This is a genomic window from Lentibacillus sp. CBA3610 (assembly GCF_013373365.1).
Taxonomy (GTDB): Bacteria; Bacillota; Bacilli; order Bacillales; family Amphibacillaceae; genus Lentibacillus.
Genome location: NZ_CP035925.1, coordinates 1,958,142 through 1,975,317, shown reverse-complemented (window position 1 = coordinate 1,975,317; position 17,176 = coordinate 1,958,142). Strand labels below are relative to the sequence as shown.

Below are 17,176 nucleotides of genomic sequence, written 5' to 3'. Positions count from 1 at the left end.
AAATGCGCAGGAAAGTAATAGCTGGAAATTGGAAAATGAATAAATTATTAACGGAGTCCGACCAATTTGTCGATTCGGTAACGGGCAGCCTTCCAAAAGATGATAACGTTGAAGCGATTGTATGTGCGCCATTTCCGTTTTTACCATCCCTTGTGAAGAAAGCGGAAGGAAGCAGCCTGAAAGTTGGGGCACAAAATATGCATTTTGAAGACAGTGGTGCTTTCACCGGCGAAGTAAGTCCGGCGATGCTGAAAGATCTCGGTGTCACGCACGTGGTGATTGGACACTCTGAACGTCGTGAACATTTTGCTGAGACCGATCATTCAGTGAATAAAAAAGTTCACGCAGCATTTAACCATGGACTGATACCGATTGTTTGTGTTGGCGAAACACTTGAACAGCGAGAGGCCAATGAAACCATGAGTCACATTGAAGCACAAGTGCGGACCGGCTTGGAAGGACTGAGTGACGAGCAAATTTCATCCACTATTATTGCCTATGAACCGATTTGGGCAATCGGAACCGGAAAAACTGCGTCAAGTGCGGATGCTAATCAGGTTTGCACATATATTCGAACTATCGTAAAAGAAATGACCTCGGAAAATATTGCTGAAGAACTGGTCATACAGTATGGCGGAAGTGTCAAGCCGGCTAATATTGATGAGCTTCTGGAACAGCCTGATATTGATGGCGCACTTGTCGGTGGTGCGAGCCTTGAACCTGATTCTTTCCTGCAACTTGTGGAGGCAGGTGCAAAATGAACGGCAATAAATTAGCGGCATTGATTATTCTGGATGGGTTAGCTCTGCGTGATGAAGAGATGGGCAATGCTGTCAAACAAGCCCATACCCCCAATTTGGACCGTTATTGGAAAAAATATGCTCATAATCAATTGCAGGCATCCGGTGAAGCGGTCGGTCTTCCTGAAGGACAAATGGGCAACTCGGAAGTCGGTCACCTGAATATCGGGGCAGGCAGAGTTGTATATCAAAGCCTGACCCGGGTCAATCTATCTATTAAAGAAGGCGAATTTTTTGATAAAGAGGCTTTCTTAAAATCCGTCCAAAATGCAAAAGACAAAGATAAGGCACTGCATATTTTTGGCCTTTTGTCTGATGGCGGTGTGCACAGCCATATCAATCATCTTTTTGCACTATTGAAGCTGGCAAAAGATCAGGGGCTGGAAAAGGTTTACGTCCACGCCTTTTTGGATGGCCGTGATGTCGGCCAGAAGACGGCGAAGGAATACATTAAACAGACGGAAGATAAAATGAACGAATATGGTATTGGTCAGTTTGCCACCATTTCCGGCCGCTATTACTCGATGGACCGGGATAAACGCTGGGATCGGGTCCAGAAAGCCTATGACGCGATGGTTTATGGCAAAGGCCCGGCTTATAAAGACCCGTATGACGTGATTAATGATTCCTATGAGAACGGCATTTATGACGAATTTGTTATTCCCTCAGTTCTAACCGATGAAAACGGTGATGCACTCGGCAAAATTCAGGATGAAGATTCAATCATTTTTTACAATTTCCGGCCTGACCGGGCCATTCAAATTTCGCGGACGTTTGCCAATGATGACTTCCGTGACTTTGACCGGGGCGAACAACGGCCGAAAAATCTCGACTTTGTGATGTTGACTGAGTTCAGTGAATCGATTGATGGCTATGTTGCCTATAATCCGGTCAACTTGGACAACACGATCGGAGAAGTTTTATCCCAGCATGATATGAATCAGCTGCGTATAGCTGAGACGGAAAAATATCCGCATGTCACATTTTTCATGAGTGGCGGCCGTGAAAATGAATTTCCGGGGGAAAAACGGGTGTTGCTTGACTCACCAAAAGTGGCTACTTATGATTTGCAGCCGGAAATGAGTGTGTATGACGTCACGGATTCGTTGCTGGAAGAACTTGATTCCAAAGTGCATAATGCCATTATCCTTAACTTTGCCAATCCGGATATGGTCGGTCATTCCGGTAAGCTGGAACCGACGATCAAAGCCGTTGAAGCGGTCGATGAATGCCTTGGCAAAGTTGTGGATAAGATCCTGGAATTGGGAGGTAACGCGATCATTACCGCTGATCACGGAAATTCGGATGAAGTCGTGACACTTGAAGGCGATCCGATGACAACACATACGACAAGACCGGTTCCGGTCATCGTGACAAAAGAGGATGCCGAACTGCGTGATGACGGTATTTTAGCGGATTTATCACCAACATTACTGGACTTATTGGGTGTCAGCAAACCAGATGAAATGACCGGTGAATCGTTAATAAAGTCTGATGACTAAACGTGACAAAATAAGCTTTCTATCAAAATAAAGGAGTGGTTCGATGCCATACATTACAGACGTCTATGCCCGTGAGGTACTTGACTCGCGCGGCAACCCGACAGTTGAAGTGGAAGTTTTCACCGAATCCGGTGCTTTTGGTGCCGCATTGGTGCCAAGTGGTGCCTCAACCGGTGAATATGAAGCGGTTGAATTACGTGATGGTGATAATGATCGTTATCTTGGCAAAGGTGTGCAACAAGCAGTTGAAAATGTGAATGATGTCATTGCGCCGGAGCTGGTAGGTGTTGATGTAACACGGCAGAACATAATCGATCAGGTGATGCAGGAACTTGATGGAACTGATAACAAAGGCAACCTCGGAGCCAACGCGATTCTTGGTGTTTCCATGGCGGTTGCCCATGCGGCATCAAGCTACCTGGAACTGCCGTTGTACAATTACCTCGGTGGTTTTAATGCCAAAACACTTCCAGCACCAATGATGAACATCCTTAATGGCGGTGAGCATGCAGATAATAATGTTGATATTCAGGAGTTCATGATTATGCCTGTATCTGCACCAACCTTCAAGGAAGCATTGCGTACAGGAGCGGAAATCTTTCATGCCTTGAAAAAGGTGCTGAAGTCAAAAGGCTATAATACGGGAGTTGGTGATGAAGGCGGCTTTGCACCGAATCTCGGTTCCAATGAAGAGGCGCTTGAAACGATTGTTGAAGCAATCGAGGCTGCCGGATACAAACCGGGTGAAGAGGTCAAATTGGCGATGGATGTTGCTTCCTCTGAGATATATGAGGACGGTAAGTATCATCTTAAAGGTGAAGGTGTGGTCCGCACACCAGCGGAAATGGTCGATTGGTATGAAGACCTGATCAATAAATTCCCAATCATTTCGATTGAAGACGGACTTGATGAGAATGACTGGGAAGGTCATAAACTGTTGACTGACCGGATTGGTGATCGTGTTCAGCTTGTCGGCGATGACCTGTTTGTCACGAATACTACTAAGTTATCCCGTGGAATTGAAGAGGGAATCGGCAACTCGATTCTTGTTAAAGTGAACCAGATTGGTACACTGACCGAAACATTCGAAGCAATTGAAATGGCTAAACGTGCCGGTTATACTGCCGTCATTTCTCACCGCTCAGGCGAAACAGAGGATGCGACGATTGCTGATATAGCTGTTGCTGCCAATGCCGGGCAGATCAAAACCGGTGCACCATCCCGCACAGACCGTGTTGCCAAATATAACCAGCTATTGCGCATTGAAGATGAACTGGCAGGCATGGGTGAATATGCCGGCTTGAATGCTTTTTATAATTTGAAACAATAATTAAGTTGAATGCTGGCGGCATTTTACTGACGTTTGCTGAGCTGTATTTCAGGCATTCACATTAAAAGCTGAATTATGGGATATTATGAAAAGATGGTAATCCAAAAAGGAGCCATCTTTTTATTTGACAAATGAACGAATATGTGAAAGGGAATTGGACAGAAATAAGTTTTGGGGGAGGTATAATACATACAGTGAGGATGAAATAAAGTGAATCAGAATCTGCAATCGGCCAAACCAGTCATCTTATTAAATATCGATTCATTGATGCCTGAACCACTGGAAGTAGCTGTACAAACCGGACGGGCGCCTGCATTGAAGTTTTTGATGGATAATGGCAATTATATTTCCGATATGGTCACTTCATTCCCTACAATGTCCGTAACGATTGATAGCACTCTCCTGACTGGAACTTATGCTGATAAGCACAAAATCCCTGGTTTAAATTGGTTTGATGATTCAAAAAACGAGATTATTAACTATGGGACAGGATTCAGAGAGACGAATAAGTCAGGACTCAGAAAAACGGTTCACGATATGCTTTACCGGCTGAATAATGAACATTTGAGCAGTCAAGTCCGGACAATTTATGAAGAATTGGCAGACAAGGGAATTCAATCTGCTTCCATAAATTCTTTTGTTTATCGTGGCAATACACCGCAGAAGCTGCAAGTCCCCGGATTGCTTCGTGGATTAACGCATTTTAAAGATGGTCAATGGACAGCGGAAGCTCCATCCATTTTTTCCTTGGGTGTCTTTTCCAAACTGCGTCCAAGGAGTATAGCAACGCAAATCGCTGCCGGAAATTATAAATATACAGGCCGGGAGCTTCGTCATTTAATTCGCCGAAATAAACTTCCGGGGTTTACTTTTTGTATCTTTCAGGATCTCGATTTTCGCATTCACTTTAAAGGACCGATGGATATAAAGGGAATTGCCAAAATTGACCGCCAGATCCAGAAAATGTTGAATTTGTACCCAAGCTGGGAAGAAGCGCTTAACCGGAATGTATGGATGGTGATGGGTGATAACGGTCATGCGCCGATGGGTTCCAGTTATCGTAACTTCGTGATTGATTTGCGTAAAATATTTAAGAAACATCGTATCGCACGAATTCAGAAACCCATTCATAAAAAAGACCAGATTGTTTTAAGTGTGAATCAGCGTATGGCTTATATTTATATTTTGGATAAAAAGTTACCTATAGATGTTATTGCTGATCAACTGAAGAATGATAACCGGATTGATATCATTGCTTGGAAGGCGGATGACGGCATTCGTGTCGAATCCGGTATGAGGGAGGGCTCTTTACATTACAGTCCAGACGGTGAATATTCAGACATGTACCAGCAAACATGGAACATAGAAGGGGATCCTGATCTTTTGAATTTAAAGTTGACCGATGACAAAAAAATCCTTTATGGAGATTATCCCGACGGCTTAGCCCGCATTTATGGGGCATTGCATTCTCAGCCCGGCCATTTTATCGTCGTAAATGCGAAACCAGGCTGTGAATTTAAAGCACAATCGACACCATTTCATCTTGGAGGTGCTGCACATGGTTCTTTACACAGACAAGAAACGCTCATACCTTTGGTGATTGCCGGGACTTCAATCAAGCCGGAACACCCGCGGCTTGTTGATATGAAAGCCTTTCTGCTGGAGCTGGTTGATCACTGAAAGGATTACCCTCCGCTGATATTATCACTCCTGCAAGACACCTTTTTAAGCTCAACAGCCTTGTACGAGCTGAAAGGTGCCATTTTTTGGTATAGGACAAACACATCAGCGAATAAGGTTAATTGGGTAACGATTCCAAAATTGGGAGAGGATATGATTGGCTCAAAAGGTGCTGGTATTCGGTGATATTGGTATTGACGACACAGTTGCGTTAATTTATGCCCTGTTTGATGATGCAATTGATGTGGTGGGTGTTGTAGCTGATTATGGAAATGTCTCACGCGATAAGGCAGCGGCGAATGTAAATTATATCAGGCATTTATTTAATATTAGTCCGGATATTGGGGTTATTTTGGGGGCGGAAATACCGATGACAGGTGAACAGCCTGAGTTTGTTCCTGAAATCCATGGTGAATATGGACTTGGGCCGATTGAACCCCCGCTCCTGAATGGTGAAGGTATCGTGGAAAACTTTTTTGAAGTTGTCGAAATCATCAACCAGTACCGTGATCAGGATTTAGTGATTGTCAATACAGGCAGGTTAACATCCCTTGCCACGATGTTTATTCTATATCCGTACGTAATGGAAAATGTACAGCATATTTATATCATGGGCGGGGCGTTTTGGGTACCGGGGAATGCCACAGCTGTAGCAGAAGCCAATTTTCACGGTGATCCGATAGCTGCACAGCTGGTTCTGAAAAATGCGGACAGTGTCACGATTGTTCCGTTAAATGTTACGCAACAGGCCATTGTTACACCGCAAATGGTAGACTATATCGATCGGGCGGGCAGCGCAAAAATTTTAAAACCGTTACTGGACTATTATTATCGTTATTATAAACAGCGGAATCCAAGCATACAGGGGAGTCCGTTACATGATGTGGCAGCACTCATGGCAATTGTTTATGAAGAAATGTTTGCATTCAGATGGTTACCTGTTGATATCGTTCAGGATACCAATAGTATTGTAAGAGGTCAAAGCATTGCCGATATCAGGCCGTATGTTGATGTGCTGGAAAATGAGGCTGAGGAAGAAAAGCATCACCGCATTGCACTGGAAATTGATTATTGGCAATTCTATCATTATTTCATGTCGAATATGACTGGGCAGGTTTATCAGTAGATGGCATAATGGAAGAAATGTGATACGAGGTGATCCCCATCGATATTCTAACAGCCATCAAAGCACGCAGGTCCATTCATAACTTTAAAAGTGAGGAAGTAAGTCGAGCCATTTTGCAGGAAATTTTCGCATATGGGTCTTATGCACCAACACATTATATGAAAGAACCGTGGAATATAAAACTCTTTGAGAAGGGTGGTAAATCAGATTTTGTTGATGCCATTATAGCAAGCTATCAGCGGATTGGTATGTTGAAATCCGGCGATGGTCCGAAGTCGCAAAAAATGATAGCATCCATGAAACAATTTTTATTACAAATCCCGCATCACGCATTAATTTATTTTAAAAAAGAAGAGGATCCCGTCCGGTATGAGGAAGAATATGCAAGTGTTTGTGCGTTTATTCAAAATGCACAGCTTGCCGCCTGGGAGTATGGAGTCGGGATGCTCTGGACAATCACGCCCTATATGCATGATCAAAAGTTTGCTGAAGATATCGGGCTTAATAAGGACACCGATAAAATTGCTGCCGTTATGCAGATCGGCTATCCAAAGAAAATCCCCCATGATAAGGGGCGGACGTCTATTAGCGATAAGCTCGAGTTTGTTTCGGAGTGAGTATGAGAAGAAGCATTATGCTTTCCTGCCTCATAAAAACGCCCGGAACCTGAAAAGATTCCGAGCGTTGAAGTATTGATTATTCGGTTTTTTCCTTCACAAATTCGACAACTTCTTCAGCAGTGCCCATTGATAAAAATTTGTCTTTATAAGAAGACATTTTTTCCTTGGACAGTCCGCGGATTTGTGTGCGGGCCGGCAAAATGGACGTGGCACTCATGCTGAATTCGTCAAGACCCAGTCCGAGCAGTGCCGGGATTGCAATTGAGTCGCCGGCCATTTCCCCGCACATGCCAACCCATTTATCTTCATGGTGTGCAGCTTCAATCACTGTGTTGATAAGGTTTAATATTGCCGGATGGTATGGCTGATAGAGATAGGAAACACGTTCATTCATCCGGTCAGCTGCCATCGTGTACTGAATCAGGTCGTTTGTGCCGATACTGAAGAAATCGACTTCCTTTGCAAACTGTCTGGCAATGACGGCAGTTGATGGAATTTCCACCATGATGCCGATTTCTATATTATCAGATATGCTGTTGCCTTCATCTTTCAAGTTTTCTTTTTCATCCAGAAGAACGCCTTTTGCCTGGCGGAATTCCTCCAATGTAGCCACCATTGGGAACATGATTTTCAGGTTACCATATACACTGGCGCGCAGCAGTGCTCGTAATTGTGTGCGGAATACATCTTCATTTTCCAGACAGAAACGGATGGCCCGGAAGCCTAAAAATGGATTCAATTCATCAGGCAAGTCCAAGTAGCTTAATTCTTTGTCACCGCCAATATCAAGGGTGCGGACAACAACCGGCTTGTCCTCCATTTTTTCAAGCACGGATTTATAGGCATCGAACTGTTCATCTTCTGTCGGTAATTGGCTTTTGCCCATGTACAGGAATTCGGTGCGATACAATCCGATTCCTTCACCGCCGTTTGTGAGCACACTTTCGACATCATCCGGAGTCCCGATGTTTGCCGCCAGCTCTACTTGCTCTTTATCCTCAGTGATGGTCGGTTCGCCTTTCAATTTAGCCCATTCTTCTTTTTGTCGTTCGAAGGTTGCTTGTTTTTCTTTATATTCGTCTATCTGACCGTCAGTAGGGTTCACGATGACATTGCCTTCAATCCCGTCGATAATAACCATATCATCCTGTTTGACTGAGCCAGTGATTTCCTTTGTACCGACGACAGCAGGAATTTCCAGAGACCTGGCCATGATGGCTGAATGTGATGTCCTTCCGCCGATGTCCGTTGCAAACCCTCGGACAAATTCCCGGTTTAATTGTGCGGTATCGGAGGGTGTTAAATCATTGGCAATGATAATAACTTCCTCGTCAATCAGTGCAGGGTTGGGAACGGTGACACCAAGCAAGTGTGCCAGTACGCGTTTTGTCACATCCTGAATATCAGCGGCACGTTCCTGCATATAGGCATTGTCCATATTTTTGAACATGTCGACGAACATATTGGTCGTCTCTTCAAGTGCGGCTTCAGCGAGAACATTTTCGCTTTTAATTTTATCTTTAATTGGGTTTATCATTTCCGGGTCATCCAAAATAAGTAAATGGGCTGAGAAAATTTCGGCGTGTTCATCGCCCATCTCTTTTCGGGTGTGTTCCCGGATTTTTTCCAGTTCGCCTTTTGCAGTTGCGAGCGCTTTTTCCAGACGCTCGGTTTCTTTATTTGGATCATCGATTGATTTTTTTTCATATGTTAATTCAGGCGTCACAAGCTGATACGCCTTGGCGATTGCTATGCCATGTGATGCGGCAATTCCTTGAATCATATACTTAACCAACCCTTCGATAAATTTTGCTCCACATTACATTTTACACGTTTAATCATGGGCAAATCAAGGAATCCTGCTTGTCAAACCATGTACCCAGTCTAAAAGGGTTTGATAAATTTCGTCCCGGTTCAATTCATTGATGCCGCCGATCTTAACGAATATGATCAGTCAGCCGTAATATTTTTTCCATGTGCTATCATTCATTTCTAACCAAATTACAAGTTATATGTTGAAATAAAAATATACAACCAAACATAAGCAAAAGATAACTTGCGGCAGAGTACAAGGTTATGCTAAAGTGTCTATAGGTATACAGTGTTTTTAACTGGGGGTGCGATTTCAAGTGGGAAGTCTGATTAATATATTATTGTTGATTGACGCCATTGTGATGGTTGTATTGATTTTATTGCAATCGGGAAAAAGTGCAGGACTTTCCGGAGCGATTTCAGGCGGTGCAGAGCAGCTTTTCGGTAAACAAAAAGCACGCGGAGCAGACTACTTTTTACATCGGGCGACAATCGTCACCGGCGTACTGTTCTTTATTCTGGCATTTTTTAGTGCATATATTCTGCAGTAATGTTAAACCCTTATCGCGGGCAGTGATAAGGGTTTATTGATTTTCAGAAGCTACATAATCGGGTAAGGTATAATATATGAATCAGGAATAACAGAAGGAGATGGGTTACAGTGAAAATTAAATTGCCAAAACCTTTTACGTTTGAAGCAGGTTCTCGTGCGGTATTGTTATTACATGGGTTTACAGGACATTCAGCAGATGTGCGTATGCTTGGGCGTTTTTTGGAGAAAAAAGGCTACACCAGTCATGCCCCCATTTATCGCGGGCATGGAAAAGAGCCTGAAGAGCTGGTGAAGGCGAGTGCGGATGAATGGTGGGAAGATGTCACAAATGCATTCAACCACCTGAAAGAACTGGGATATAAGGAAATTGCGGTTGCCGGTTTATCGCTCGGCGGTGTGCTCGGGCTGCGGCTTGCCTATTCTGAACAGGTGAAAGGCATCATCCCAATGTGCGCACCGATGTTTTTTGACAACGAGGAAGAATTGACAAAAGGGTATAAGTTTAAAGCAAGAGAATTTAAACAATTGGAAGGCAAAGATAAGGACACCATTGAAAAGGAAGTGCAGGAATTGGTTGACAATTCCAGTGATATGTTCTCGGATCTGGCGGACTTGATTACGGAAGTGAACCGGAATATTGATACGATTTATACGCCGGCATTTGTTGTACAGGCACGCCAGGATGAAATGATCAACACAGACAGTGCGACGTATATTTATGAAAATGTCGAATCCAATCAAAAAGACATTAAATGGTATGAAGAGTCAGGCCATGTGATTACAATGGGTAAGGAAAAAGAGGAGCTCTTTGAAGATATCTATCAATTTTTGGAATCACTTGACTGGAATAAATGATTATAAAACGGGGAAAACGTGAATAATAAGCAGTAGAAAGAAGGTGAGAGAATGAGTGAAGCAATGCAGGAACGTTTACATGATTATTTTAAGAAACATAATGATAAACCATTGGCAGTTGATGAACTGGAAGAAGCGCTAAATTTACAGGATGCGGTTGAATTCAGAGAACTGGTTAAAGCGCTGAATGCACTTGAAGAGGCGGGCGAACTTGTTCGTACCCGCAAAAATCGCTTCGGACTGCCTGAGAAAATGAATCTGATCCGTGGCAGAATTCAAATGCATGCCAAAGGATTTGCTTTTTTAATACCGGATGATGAAGCACAATCAGATGTGTATATACATCATTCTGACCTGGCATCTGCTATGAATAATGACAAGGTTATGGTACGAATTGAAAAGCGAAATGCTGATGGGAGCAGACCTGAGGGCACTGTTATCCGTATTCTGGAGCGCGCCACCCATCAGGTAGTCGGTACATTCGAGGACAATAAATCATTCGGTTTTGTTGTAGCCGATGATAAACGGATTCCGAATGATATTTTCATTCCTAAAAGCATGAATGGTGGTGCGGTGAGCGGCCATAAGGTCATTGCCCATATTACAAAGTATCCTGAAGGCCGTATGAGTGCGGAAGGTGAAATTGTTCATATCCTTGGGCACAAGAATGATCCAGGCATTGATATCATATCGATTATTCATAAACATGGCATCAAAGTTGACTTTCCGGAAGAGGTGCTTAATCAGGCAGCTAATACACCTGAAGAAATCGATCCATCTGAACTGGAAAATCGCCGTGATTTAAGGGATGAACAGATTGTCACGATTGATGGGGCGGATGCCAAGGATCTGGATGACGCGGTATCTGTTAAACAATTGGATAATGGCAATTATAAACTGGGTGTTTATATTGCTGATGTCAGTTACTATGTGGAAGAAAATTCTCCGATCGATCAAGAGGCCTTGGAACGCGGGACCAGTGTCTATCTGGTTGATCGGGTGATTCCGATGATCCCGCACCGGCTGTCAAATGGTATTTGTTCGTTAAATCCAAATGTGGACAGACTTACACTCGGATGTGAGATGGAAATCAACGCGAAAGGTGAAGTGGTGGACCATGAAATTTTCCAGAGTGTGATTCAGACAGATGAGCGTATGACGTATTATGATGTCAATAAAATTTTGACTGAGCGGGACGGGGCACTCCGTGAGCGGTATAAGCCATTAGTTCCGATGTTTGAAAACATGGAAAAATTGGCTGAAATACTCCGCGCGAAACGTATGGGGCGCGGTGCTATCGATTTTGATTTTAAAGAAGCGGAAGTACTTGTTGATGACACAGGTAAACCGGAAGATGTGGTATTGCGCGAACGGTCGGTTGCTGAGCGACTGATTGAGGAATTCATGCTGGCAGCGAATGAAACCGTTGCTGAACATTTCCATTGGATGGATGTCCCGTTCATTCACCGGATTCACCAGGACCCGGATGAGAGCAAGCTCCAGCACTTTTTCGAATTCATAGCGGGTCTGGGTTACAGTGTTAAAGGGAAAGCTAATGAAATCCATCCTCAGGCACTGCAAAAAGTGATTGAAGAAGTGAAGGGGAAGCCTGAAGAAATGATTGTATCAAAATTGATGCTCCGTTCGATGCAGCAGGCGAAATATGATCCTGGGAGTGTTGGACATTTTGGATTGGCATCCGAGTTCTACACCCATTTCACATCGCCCATACGGCGGTACCCGGATTTGACCGTACATCGCCTGATTCGGACTTACCTCGTTGACAAGCAAGCAGATGGCGAGACGATCAGTCATTGGAAAGAGCGGATGCCTGAAATCGCCCGTCATTCATCTGAAATGGAGCGTACAGCAGTTGATGCGGAGCGGGAAACAGATGATTTGAAAAAAGCTGAGTTCATGCAGGATAAAATCGGTGAAGAATATACTGGTGTGATTAGCTCGATCACTAATTTCGGCTTGTTTGTCGAACTGGAAAACACCATCGAAGGGCTTGTACATGTCAGCTATCTGACCGATGATTATTATCATTATGATGACCGTAACCACGCGATGATCGGTGAACGCACAGGCAATATGTACCGGATAGGTGAAGAAGTCGATGTCCGTGTTGTCAAAGTGAACATTGACGAGCGTTCCGTTGATTTTGAGCTCGTTTCAGCTGAACAGCCAAAAAAGAAAAACAAGAAAAAGATAAAGGCAAAAAAAGCGAAAAAATAAGGGTCAACACTAAAATCTATGGTTGATATTAGTGGATAACTATGGTAACAAGACTGACTAGCGAGGAAAAACACGGAGACTGATATGAACGAAACTGTCAAGGACCTCCGCACAATTTTTTGAATGTGATTTTTGGACAACTTTAAGCGAAGGGTCTGAATTGGGCCCTTTGTTCAATAAGTAATATGCCATAAGCAGAAATGTGCAAACTAATGCCTTCTTCTTAGCTTGCCAAACCCTCCTCCTATATCTGAAGGATTGTCAAGTGCTCTCCTTGACGATCCTTCAGATATAGGAGATACTCATACAAAGCTAAGAAGAATGGAAGTTCCTCCTTTCTTCATAGGTTGTGAAGAAGAGAAATACACGGCATGAAGGCAAAAATCTCTGCTCCGGTTAAGAGACTGATATCCGTGGGTTCTCACATTATATCTTTCCGTATAAGGATCTGTCACGAACTCCTGGCGTGCGTTCACCAATGGCTGGCTAGCACAAGTCTCCGTCGTGCGTTATCCTTTACGGTTTTTATCTTTGCCTCCAAGCCCTATATTCCTTTCCTTTTCCCATTATCCTGCAGTTCAGTTTCCGAATAATATGCCTTTATACGTAACTTAATGCGCTTGAGTTTCAGTATCCGATTCATTGGCTATGGCCCAAATGAATCCTGCCAGTTCTCTTGCAACGGCCGTGATGGCTTTTCCGCTTTCCCTTCCCACGTCCTAAATAGGCGGAAAGTAATTTTTTGTGCAGGGCGGTTTTGTGCTTTCCATGAAATATTCAGGATATTCGTTGGCTGTCCCTTGTTGCCCTCTTTTTAGCTCAACCTTTCACGGCAGGCTGGTACGATAGCTCCACGCCGCTCTATTAATAATTTCCGTACATGACGATTTTCCTGGCCTGGTGATATTTCCTAATTGCGTAAGTCAACCACTGGAACTTTCCACTGGGGACCAAGTTCCCATTGTAAGGCCATAAATTGGTTAGGGCGTTTTGAAACCGTTCAAATGACAATGATTTCCGCAACCAAAACTGGTAGCCTGTAATGACTGCCACACCTCGTAAAGTCATGAGTTTTTGAATCATTGGCGCATGGACGCCTTCGTTGGCTTGTTCCTTAATCTCCTGTTCTAACACTTTCAATCGTTGCTGACATTCCTTCACCTGCTGCAAATATTCTTGGAATGCCACGCGAGAGGCAGAGCGTTCAATTTTTAAACTATCCAGCCAATCCCAATACTTTACTGTCCACCTTTTCGTACCTTGAGGCGTTTTAATCTCTTTTCTGAGAAAGAAATTTGATCAATCCGCTGTTTAGCTCTTTAATTCATCTTCCTTCACATCCTCACGTGCCCGAAACCAGGTCGCGCAAAGCTTCATCATCTTCTGTTGGTACATAGATAGGTGTTAACTCTCCCGAACGATAAAGCGTCGCTAAGTTCAAGGCATCCCGCTTGTCTGTCTTAACACGATCACCGGGCTTCTGAGGAATTAACGATGGTGCAACCACGTCACATTCAATATCCATACTCTTCAGGAGACGATAAAGTCCATACCCGGTTGGGCCAGCTTCATAACAAAATTGAAGTTGTTCCGGCATCCCTAATTTGCTTATTAATTTCCTGATTGCCTCTACTGTATAAGGAATCATTCCAATATACCTTGCCTTTGAGCGCCCTTCTTCCGCAACACCGACTGCAATTTTTTCCTTTGACACGTCTAATCCCACATATTTTGTGATATACTCCATCATACTAGCTCCTTTCGTATTATAGCTCTGATTTGGTTTGGCTTTACTAGTAATACAGTATGACCAAATTAATCTACGTTCTTACGATTAAGGGGCTAGTTTCGTTCATGATAACTCCTGCGGGAAAGCGCAGTGGGAAGACCCCGCAGAAAAAAAGCGAACTTCTTTTTTTCGAGGAGGCTGAGCTCGGGGCCCGCGGAAAGCGTAGTGTTTTTCCGCAACGGTCACTTAAATTCATAATTACAACTAGTTTGTCAACCATAGATTTTGGTGAAGAGCCAAAATAAGATTCAGAAAAAGGAAAGGGCTAATGTGATGCAATCAGAACATCATATTAGTCTTTTTATTTTGGAGAACAGTACGGCATGCCCGGCAAATATGCTGATTCGCGCGAAATACATCTTAAATCGCGCGATGTTCATACGATTTCGCGCGACGAAACCCTGATTTCGCGCGGCACCGGCTTGAAATCGCGCGACCCCCAGCCAATCTCGCGCATCTGCTTAGAATCAGCAGTTGCCGATAACCTCCAACCAAAAACTTTTTTACTTTATTTAAAAAACCGGGCCATTTGGCAGAAATCTCTGCTGACTGAAATTTCACCTTCTTTTTGGGAATAATACAGTTGCATTTTGTATCTTGGAAGAATAGAATGTAACTGTGACTATAAAAGTTTCCTTAGGTAAACAATTGTTAATTTGTACAACAAGGAGGGTGAATGTACCGTGTCACAGGATGTCATATTAGCGTTCTTATTTACGCTGTTTGCCGGCCTTGCTACTGGTATCGGCAGTTTATTGGCTTTTTTCGCGAAAACCACTAATACCAAGTTTTTATCATTTGCGCTCGGTTTTTCGGCAGGCGTTATGATTTATGTTTCGATGATTGACATTTTCGCGAAAGCACAGGATGCGCTTATTGGTGTATTGGGAGAAGAAGGCGGCAGCTGGATGACTGTAGGTGGCTTTTTTGGCGGAATTCTTCTGATTGCCTTGATTGACCGATTCATACCGAAGCATTCCAATCCCCATGAGATGAAAAAAGTTGAAGATATGCGGAAAAACGGAACACATGTAAAAGATCCCGACTTGTTAAAGATGGGGACATTTACGGCATTGGCTATTGGCATCCATAACTTCCCTGAAGGCATAGCCACATTTATGTCTGCTTTGCAGGATCCCGCACTTGGCCTGGCCATTGCAGTCGCTATCGCTATACACAACATCCCTGAAGGCATTGCTGTTTCTGTACCGATTTACTATGCGACAAATGATCGGCGCAAAGCATTTCGCTGGTCATTTTTATCCGGACTTGCCGAGCCGGTCGGTGCTGTAGTGGGATTCCTGATATTAATGCCATTTTTGAACGATATTATGTTTGGAATTATATTTGCTGCTGTTGCCGGGATTATGGTATTCATTTCGCTTGATGAACTGCTTCCGGCAGCCAAAAAATACGACGAAGCACATGTATCAATTTATGGATTAATTGGTGGAATGGCTGTTATGGCAATAAGCTTGCTGTTGTTTATATAGCTGTGATTGAAAAAGTCCAATGAAGTTATTATGACAAGTGGCAGTGAGATGCAGCGATCGTTTATGGTATCTGCCTCCATCGATGTATGTTATTGTCAAATGTATTAAGATTAACGAATGAAATTGAATCTTGGGTAAGATGGATTATTTGGATGATGGCGTTTTGATAGAGGAATTGAGAGCAAGAAACTGACCTCATTGAAAATTGGCATACAGACCACCTCCTTGGGTTGATCCTAAGGAGGTTTTTATCATTTTATGGCGAAATACTGCTAATTTCCAGTGAAAATTGAATTTTTTAGCTAAAAACCATAGACCCCCGTTTTTCTACCACGATAAGCAAGCCTTGGTTCACTTCTTTCCATTTCTTAAGTATCAGGTATATAGCACCACATAATTTAATTAAAAATATTTACAAAATACAAAAAACAGAGTAAACTAAGTGAAGTTATTAATCTATTAAGGAGTTGATTGATTATGAAAAAAGCGTTGAGAGTATCACCAGATGAAAATGGAAACCAAATTGGAAGTAGGGCGGGTATTTTATCCTGGTCTGAAGCTGGAAGAATAACCGAAAATACTTTCCTGAGAACTTATGGGTACCCAGGAGATAAAATGGAAGAAACAGGGGAAATATCAATGTGGGGCATGAACGGACGTTCAGACTCATTTCTAGATTCTTCGTTGCTATTCTATGACATGGACACAAACAATGGGCAATCAGGTGCTCCCGTATTAAATCCATCTAATCGCATGATTGCTGTCCATAATGCTGCATACACTATTAGAGAAGGTTCATCAGAAAGAACAATCAACGGAGGTCCTAAGATAAGAAGAGACTTCACGAATTTGTTTAATCAAATGAATCAATAAGAAATATGACATTGGGATATGTTAGTGAACTTAAACAGAAATGGTAAGAGGTGTTATCACTTGGATAAGTCGCCATTCTATAAAAGGTTTCTTTTAGCCTGTTTACTTACGCTGGTATTTTCGCTAACACTTAACGTGGTAATATCCAAAGAAAAAGAACCTTCTATTGATATAAAGGATATTCCTGGTCGTTATATGACCATAGAGGGTTATGTCGTTTCTAAGAGAATCGATGCCGTATGGATATCGGATGAACCGATCAGTATTTGGGAGAGATTACCACGTTATTTTATATCTAGCTATGGTTCAGGAAGTACCTTTGTGTCAAAACATAGTGATGTTGAGAATCAGAATATCTTTAATGAACTAAAGGTAAACCAAAAAGTACGTGTTTATGGTGATTACCTAAGGGAATCAAATCCATCTCAAATTTCAGCCTATTATATCGAAGTAATTAATAATGGTTAAACACTAATATGACTATAATTTGTAACGAGAATGCATT

The 17,176-nt window shown here is 42.9% G+C and carries 15 protein-coding genes; 13 read left to right on the top strand and 2 right to left on the bottom strand.

The genetic code is table 11. The features are described from left to right. The first annotated feature begins 2 nt into the window (after window positions 1–2). The 6 genes from tpiA to Len3610_RS09960 all read left to right on the top strand — a co-directional run bounded on the left by tpiA (window position 3) and on the right by Len3610_RS09960 (window position 7,055). Window positions 3–761: a triose-phosphate isomerase gene (gene tpiA, locus Len3610_RS09985; protein ID WP_176447817.1), complete on the top strand. Its 759-nt coding sequence runs from the start codon at window positions 3–5 to the stop codon at window positions 759–761. Beyond that, entirely contained in the window at window positions 758–2,302 is a 1,545-nt protein-coding gene (gpmI, locus tag Len3610_RS09980) for a 2,3-bisphosphoglycerate-independent phosphoglycerate mutase (protein WP_176447816.1), read from the top strand. The genes tpiA and gpmI overlap by 4 nt, the downstream gene beginning before the upstream one ends. 43 nt (window positions 2,303–2,345) lie before the next feature. Further along, on the top strand, window positions 2,346–3,632 hold the full coding sequence (gene eno, locus Len3610_RS09975) for a phosphopyruvate hydratase (protein ID WP_176447815.1): 1,287 nt from the start codon (window positions 2,346–2,348) through the stop codon (window positions 3,630–3,632). Between the two features lie 210 nt (window positions 3,633–3,842). Continuing rightward, window positions 3,843–5,312: an alkaline phosphatase family protein gene (locus tag Len3610_RS09970; RefSeq protein WP_176447814.1), complete on the top strand. Its 1,470-nt coding sequence runs from the start codon at window positions 3,843–3,845 to the stop codon at window positions 5,310–5,312. Between the two features lie 157 nt (window positions 5,313–5,469). Further along, entirely contained in the window at window positions 5,470–6,438 is a 969-nt protein-coding gene (locus Len3610_RS09965; protein WP_176447813.1) for a nucleoside hydrolase, read from the top strand. Window positions 6,439–6,467: 29 nt separating this feature from the next. Continuing rightward, window positions 6,468–7,055, top strand: coding sequence for a nitroreductase family protein (locus tag Len3610_RS09960; RefSeq protein ID WP_176447812.1), 588 nt, complete (start codon window positions 6,468–6,470; stop codon window positions 7,053–7,055). 79 nt (window positions 7,056–7,134) lie between these two features. Here Len3610_RS09960 and ptsP read toward each other — a convergent pair whose 3' ends face one another. Further along, window positions 7,135–8,841, bottom strand: a complete 1,707-nt coding sequence (ptsP, locus tag Len3610_RS09955) for a phosphoenolpyruvate--protein phosphotransferase (RefSeq protein WP_176447811.1) — start codon at window positions 8,839–8,841, stop codon at window positions 7,135–7,137. A gap of 346 nt (window positions 8,842–9,187) precedes the next feature. Here ptsP and secG point away from each other — a divergent pair, with 346 nt between their 5' ends. The 3 genes from secG (at window position 9,188) to rnr (ending at window position 12,516) form a co-directional block, all read left to right on the top strand. Next, window positions 9,188–9,421, top strand: a complete 234-nt coding sequence (gene secG / locus Len3610_RS09950) for a preprotein translocase subunit SecG (RefSeq protein ID WP_176447810.1) — start codon at window positions 9,188–9,190, stop codon at window positions 9,419–9,421. A 110-nt stretch (window positions 9,422–9,531) separates the two neighbouring features. Next, a complete protein-coding gene (locus tag Len3610_RS09945) occupies window positions 9,532–10,278 on the top strand; it encodes an alpha/beta hydrolase (protein WP_176447809.1) in 747 nt (248 codons plus the stop codon). A gap of 51 nt (window positions 10,279–10,329) precedes the next feature. Next, window positions 10,330–12,516 carry a ribonuclease R gene (gene rnr / locus Len3610_RS09940; RefSeq protein WP_176447808.1) on the top strand — a complete coding sequence of 729 codons (2,187 nt, stop codon included), beginning with the start codon at window positions 10,330–10,332 and terminating at the stop codon, window positions 12,514–12,516. A gap of 1,342 nt (window positions 12,517–13,858) precedes the next feature. Here rnr and Len3610_RS20870 read toward each other — a convergent pair. After that, entirely contained in the window at window positions 13,859–14,266 is a 408-nt protein-coding gene (locus tag Len3610_RS20870; RefSeq protein WP_255259864.1) for an IS110 family transposase, read from the bottom strand. A gap of 362 nt (window positions 14,267–14,628) precedes the next feature. Between Len3610_RS20870 and Len3610_RS09930 the strand changes: the two genes are divergently transcribed. From Len3610_RS09930 to Len3610_RS09915, 4 genes are all read left to right on the top strand, one after another. Then, the gene (locus tag Len3610_RS09930) at window positions 14,629–14,883 is read left to right on the top strand and encodes a hypothetical protein (RefSeq protein WP_176447807.1); all 255 of its coding nucleotides are present in this window, start codon (window positions 14,629–14,631) and stop codon (window positions 14,881–14,883) included. 105 nt (window positions 14,884–14,988) lie between these two features. Continuing rightward, complete coding sequence (gene zupT, locus Len3610_RS09925; protein WP_176447806.1) at window positions 14,989–15,798, top strand: zinc transporter ZupT; 810 nt, start codon at window positions 14,989–14,991, stop codon at window positions 15,796–15,798. 477 nt (window positions 15,799–16,275) lie between these two features. Beyond that, on the top strand, window positions 16,276–16,671 hold the full coding sequence (locus tag Len3610_RS09920; protein ID WP_176447805.1) for a trypsin-like serine peptidase: 396 nt from the start codon (window positions 16,276–16,278) through the stop codon (window positions 16,669–16,671). A gap of 60 nt (window positions 16,672–16,731) precedes the next feature. Next, window positions 16,732–17,139: a DUF3221 domain-containing protein gene (locus Len3610_RS09915; RefSeq protein ID WP_176447804.1), complete on the top strand. Its 408-nt coding sequence runs from the start codon at window positions 16,732–16,734 to the stop codon at window positions 17,137–17,139. The last annotated feature ends 37 nt before the right edge of the window (window positions 17,140–17,176 follow it).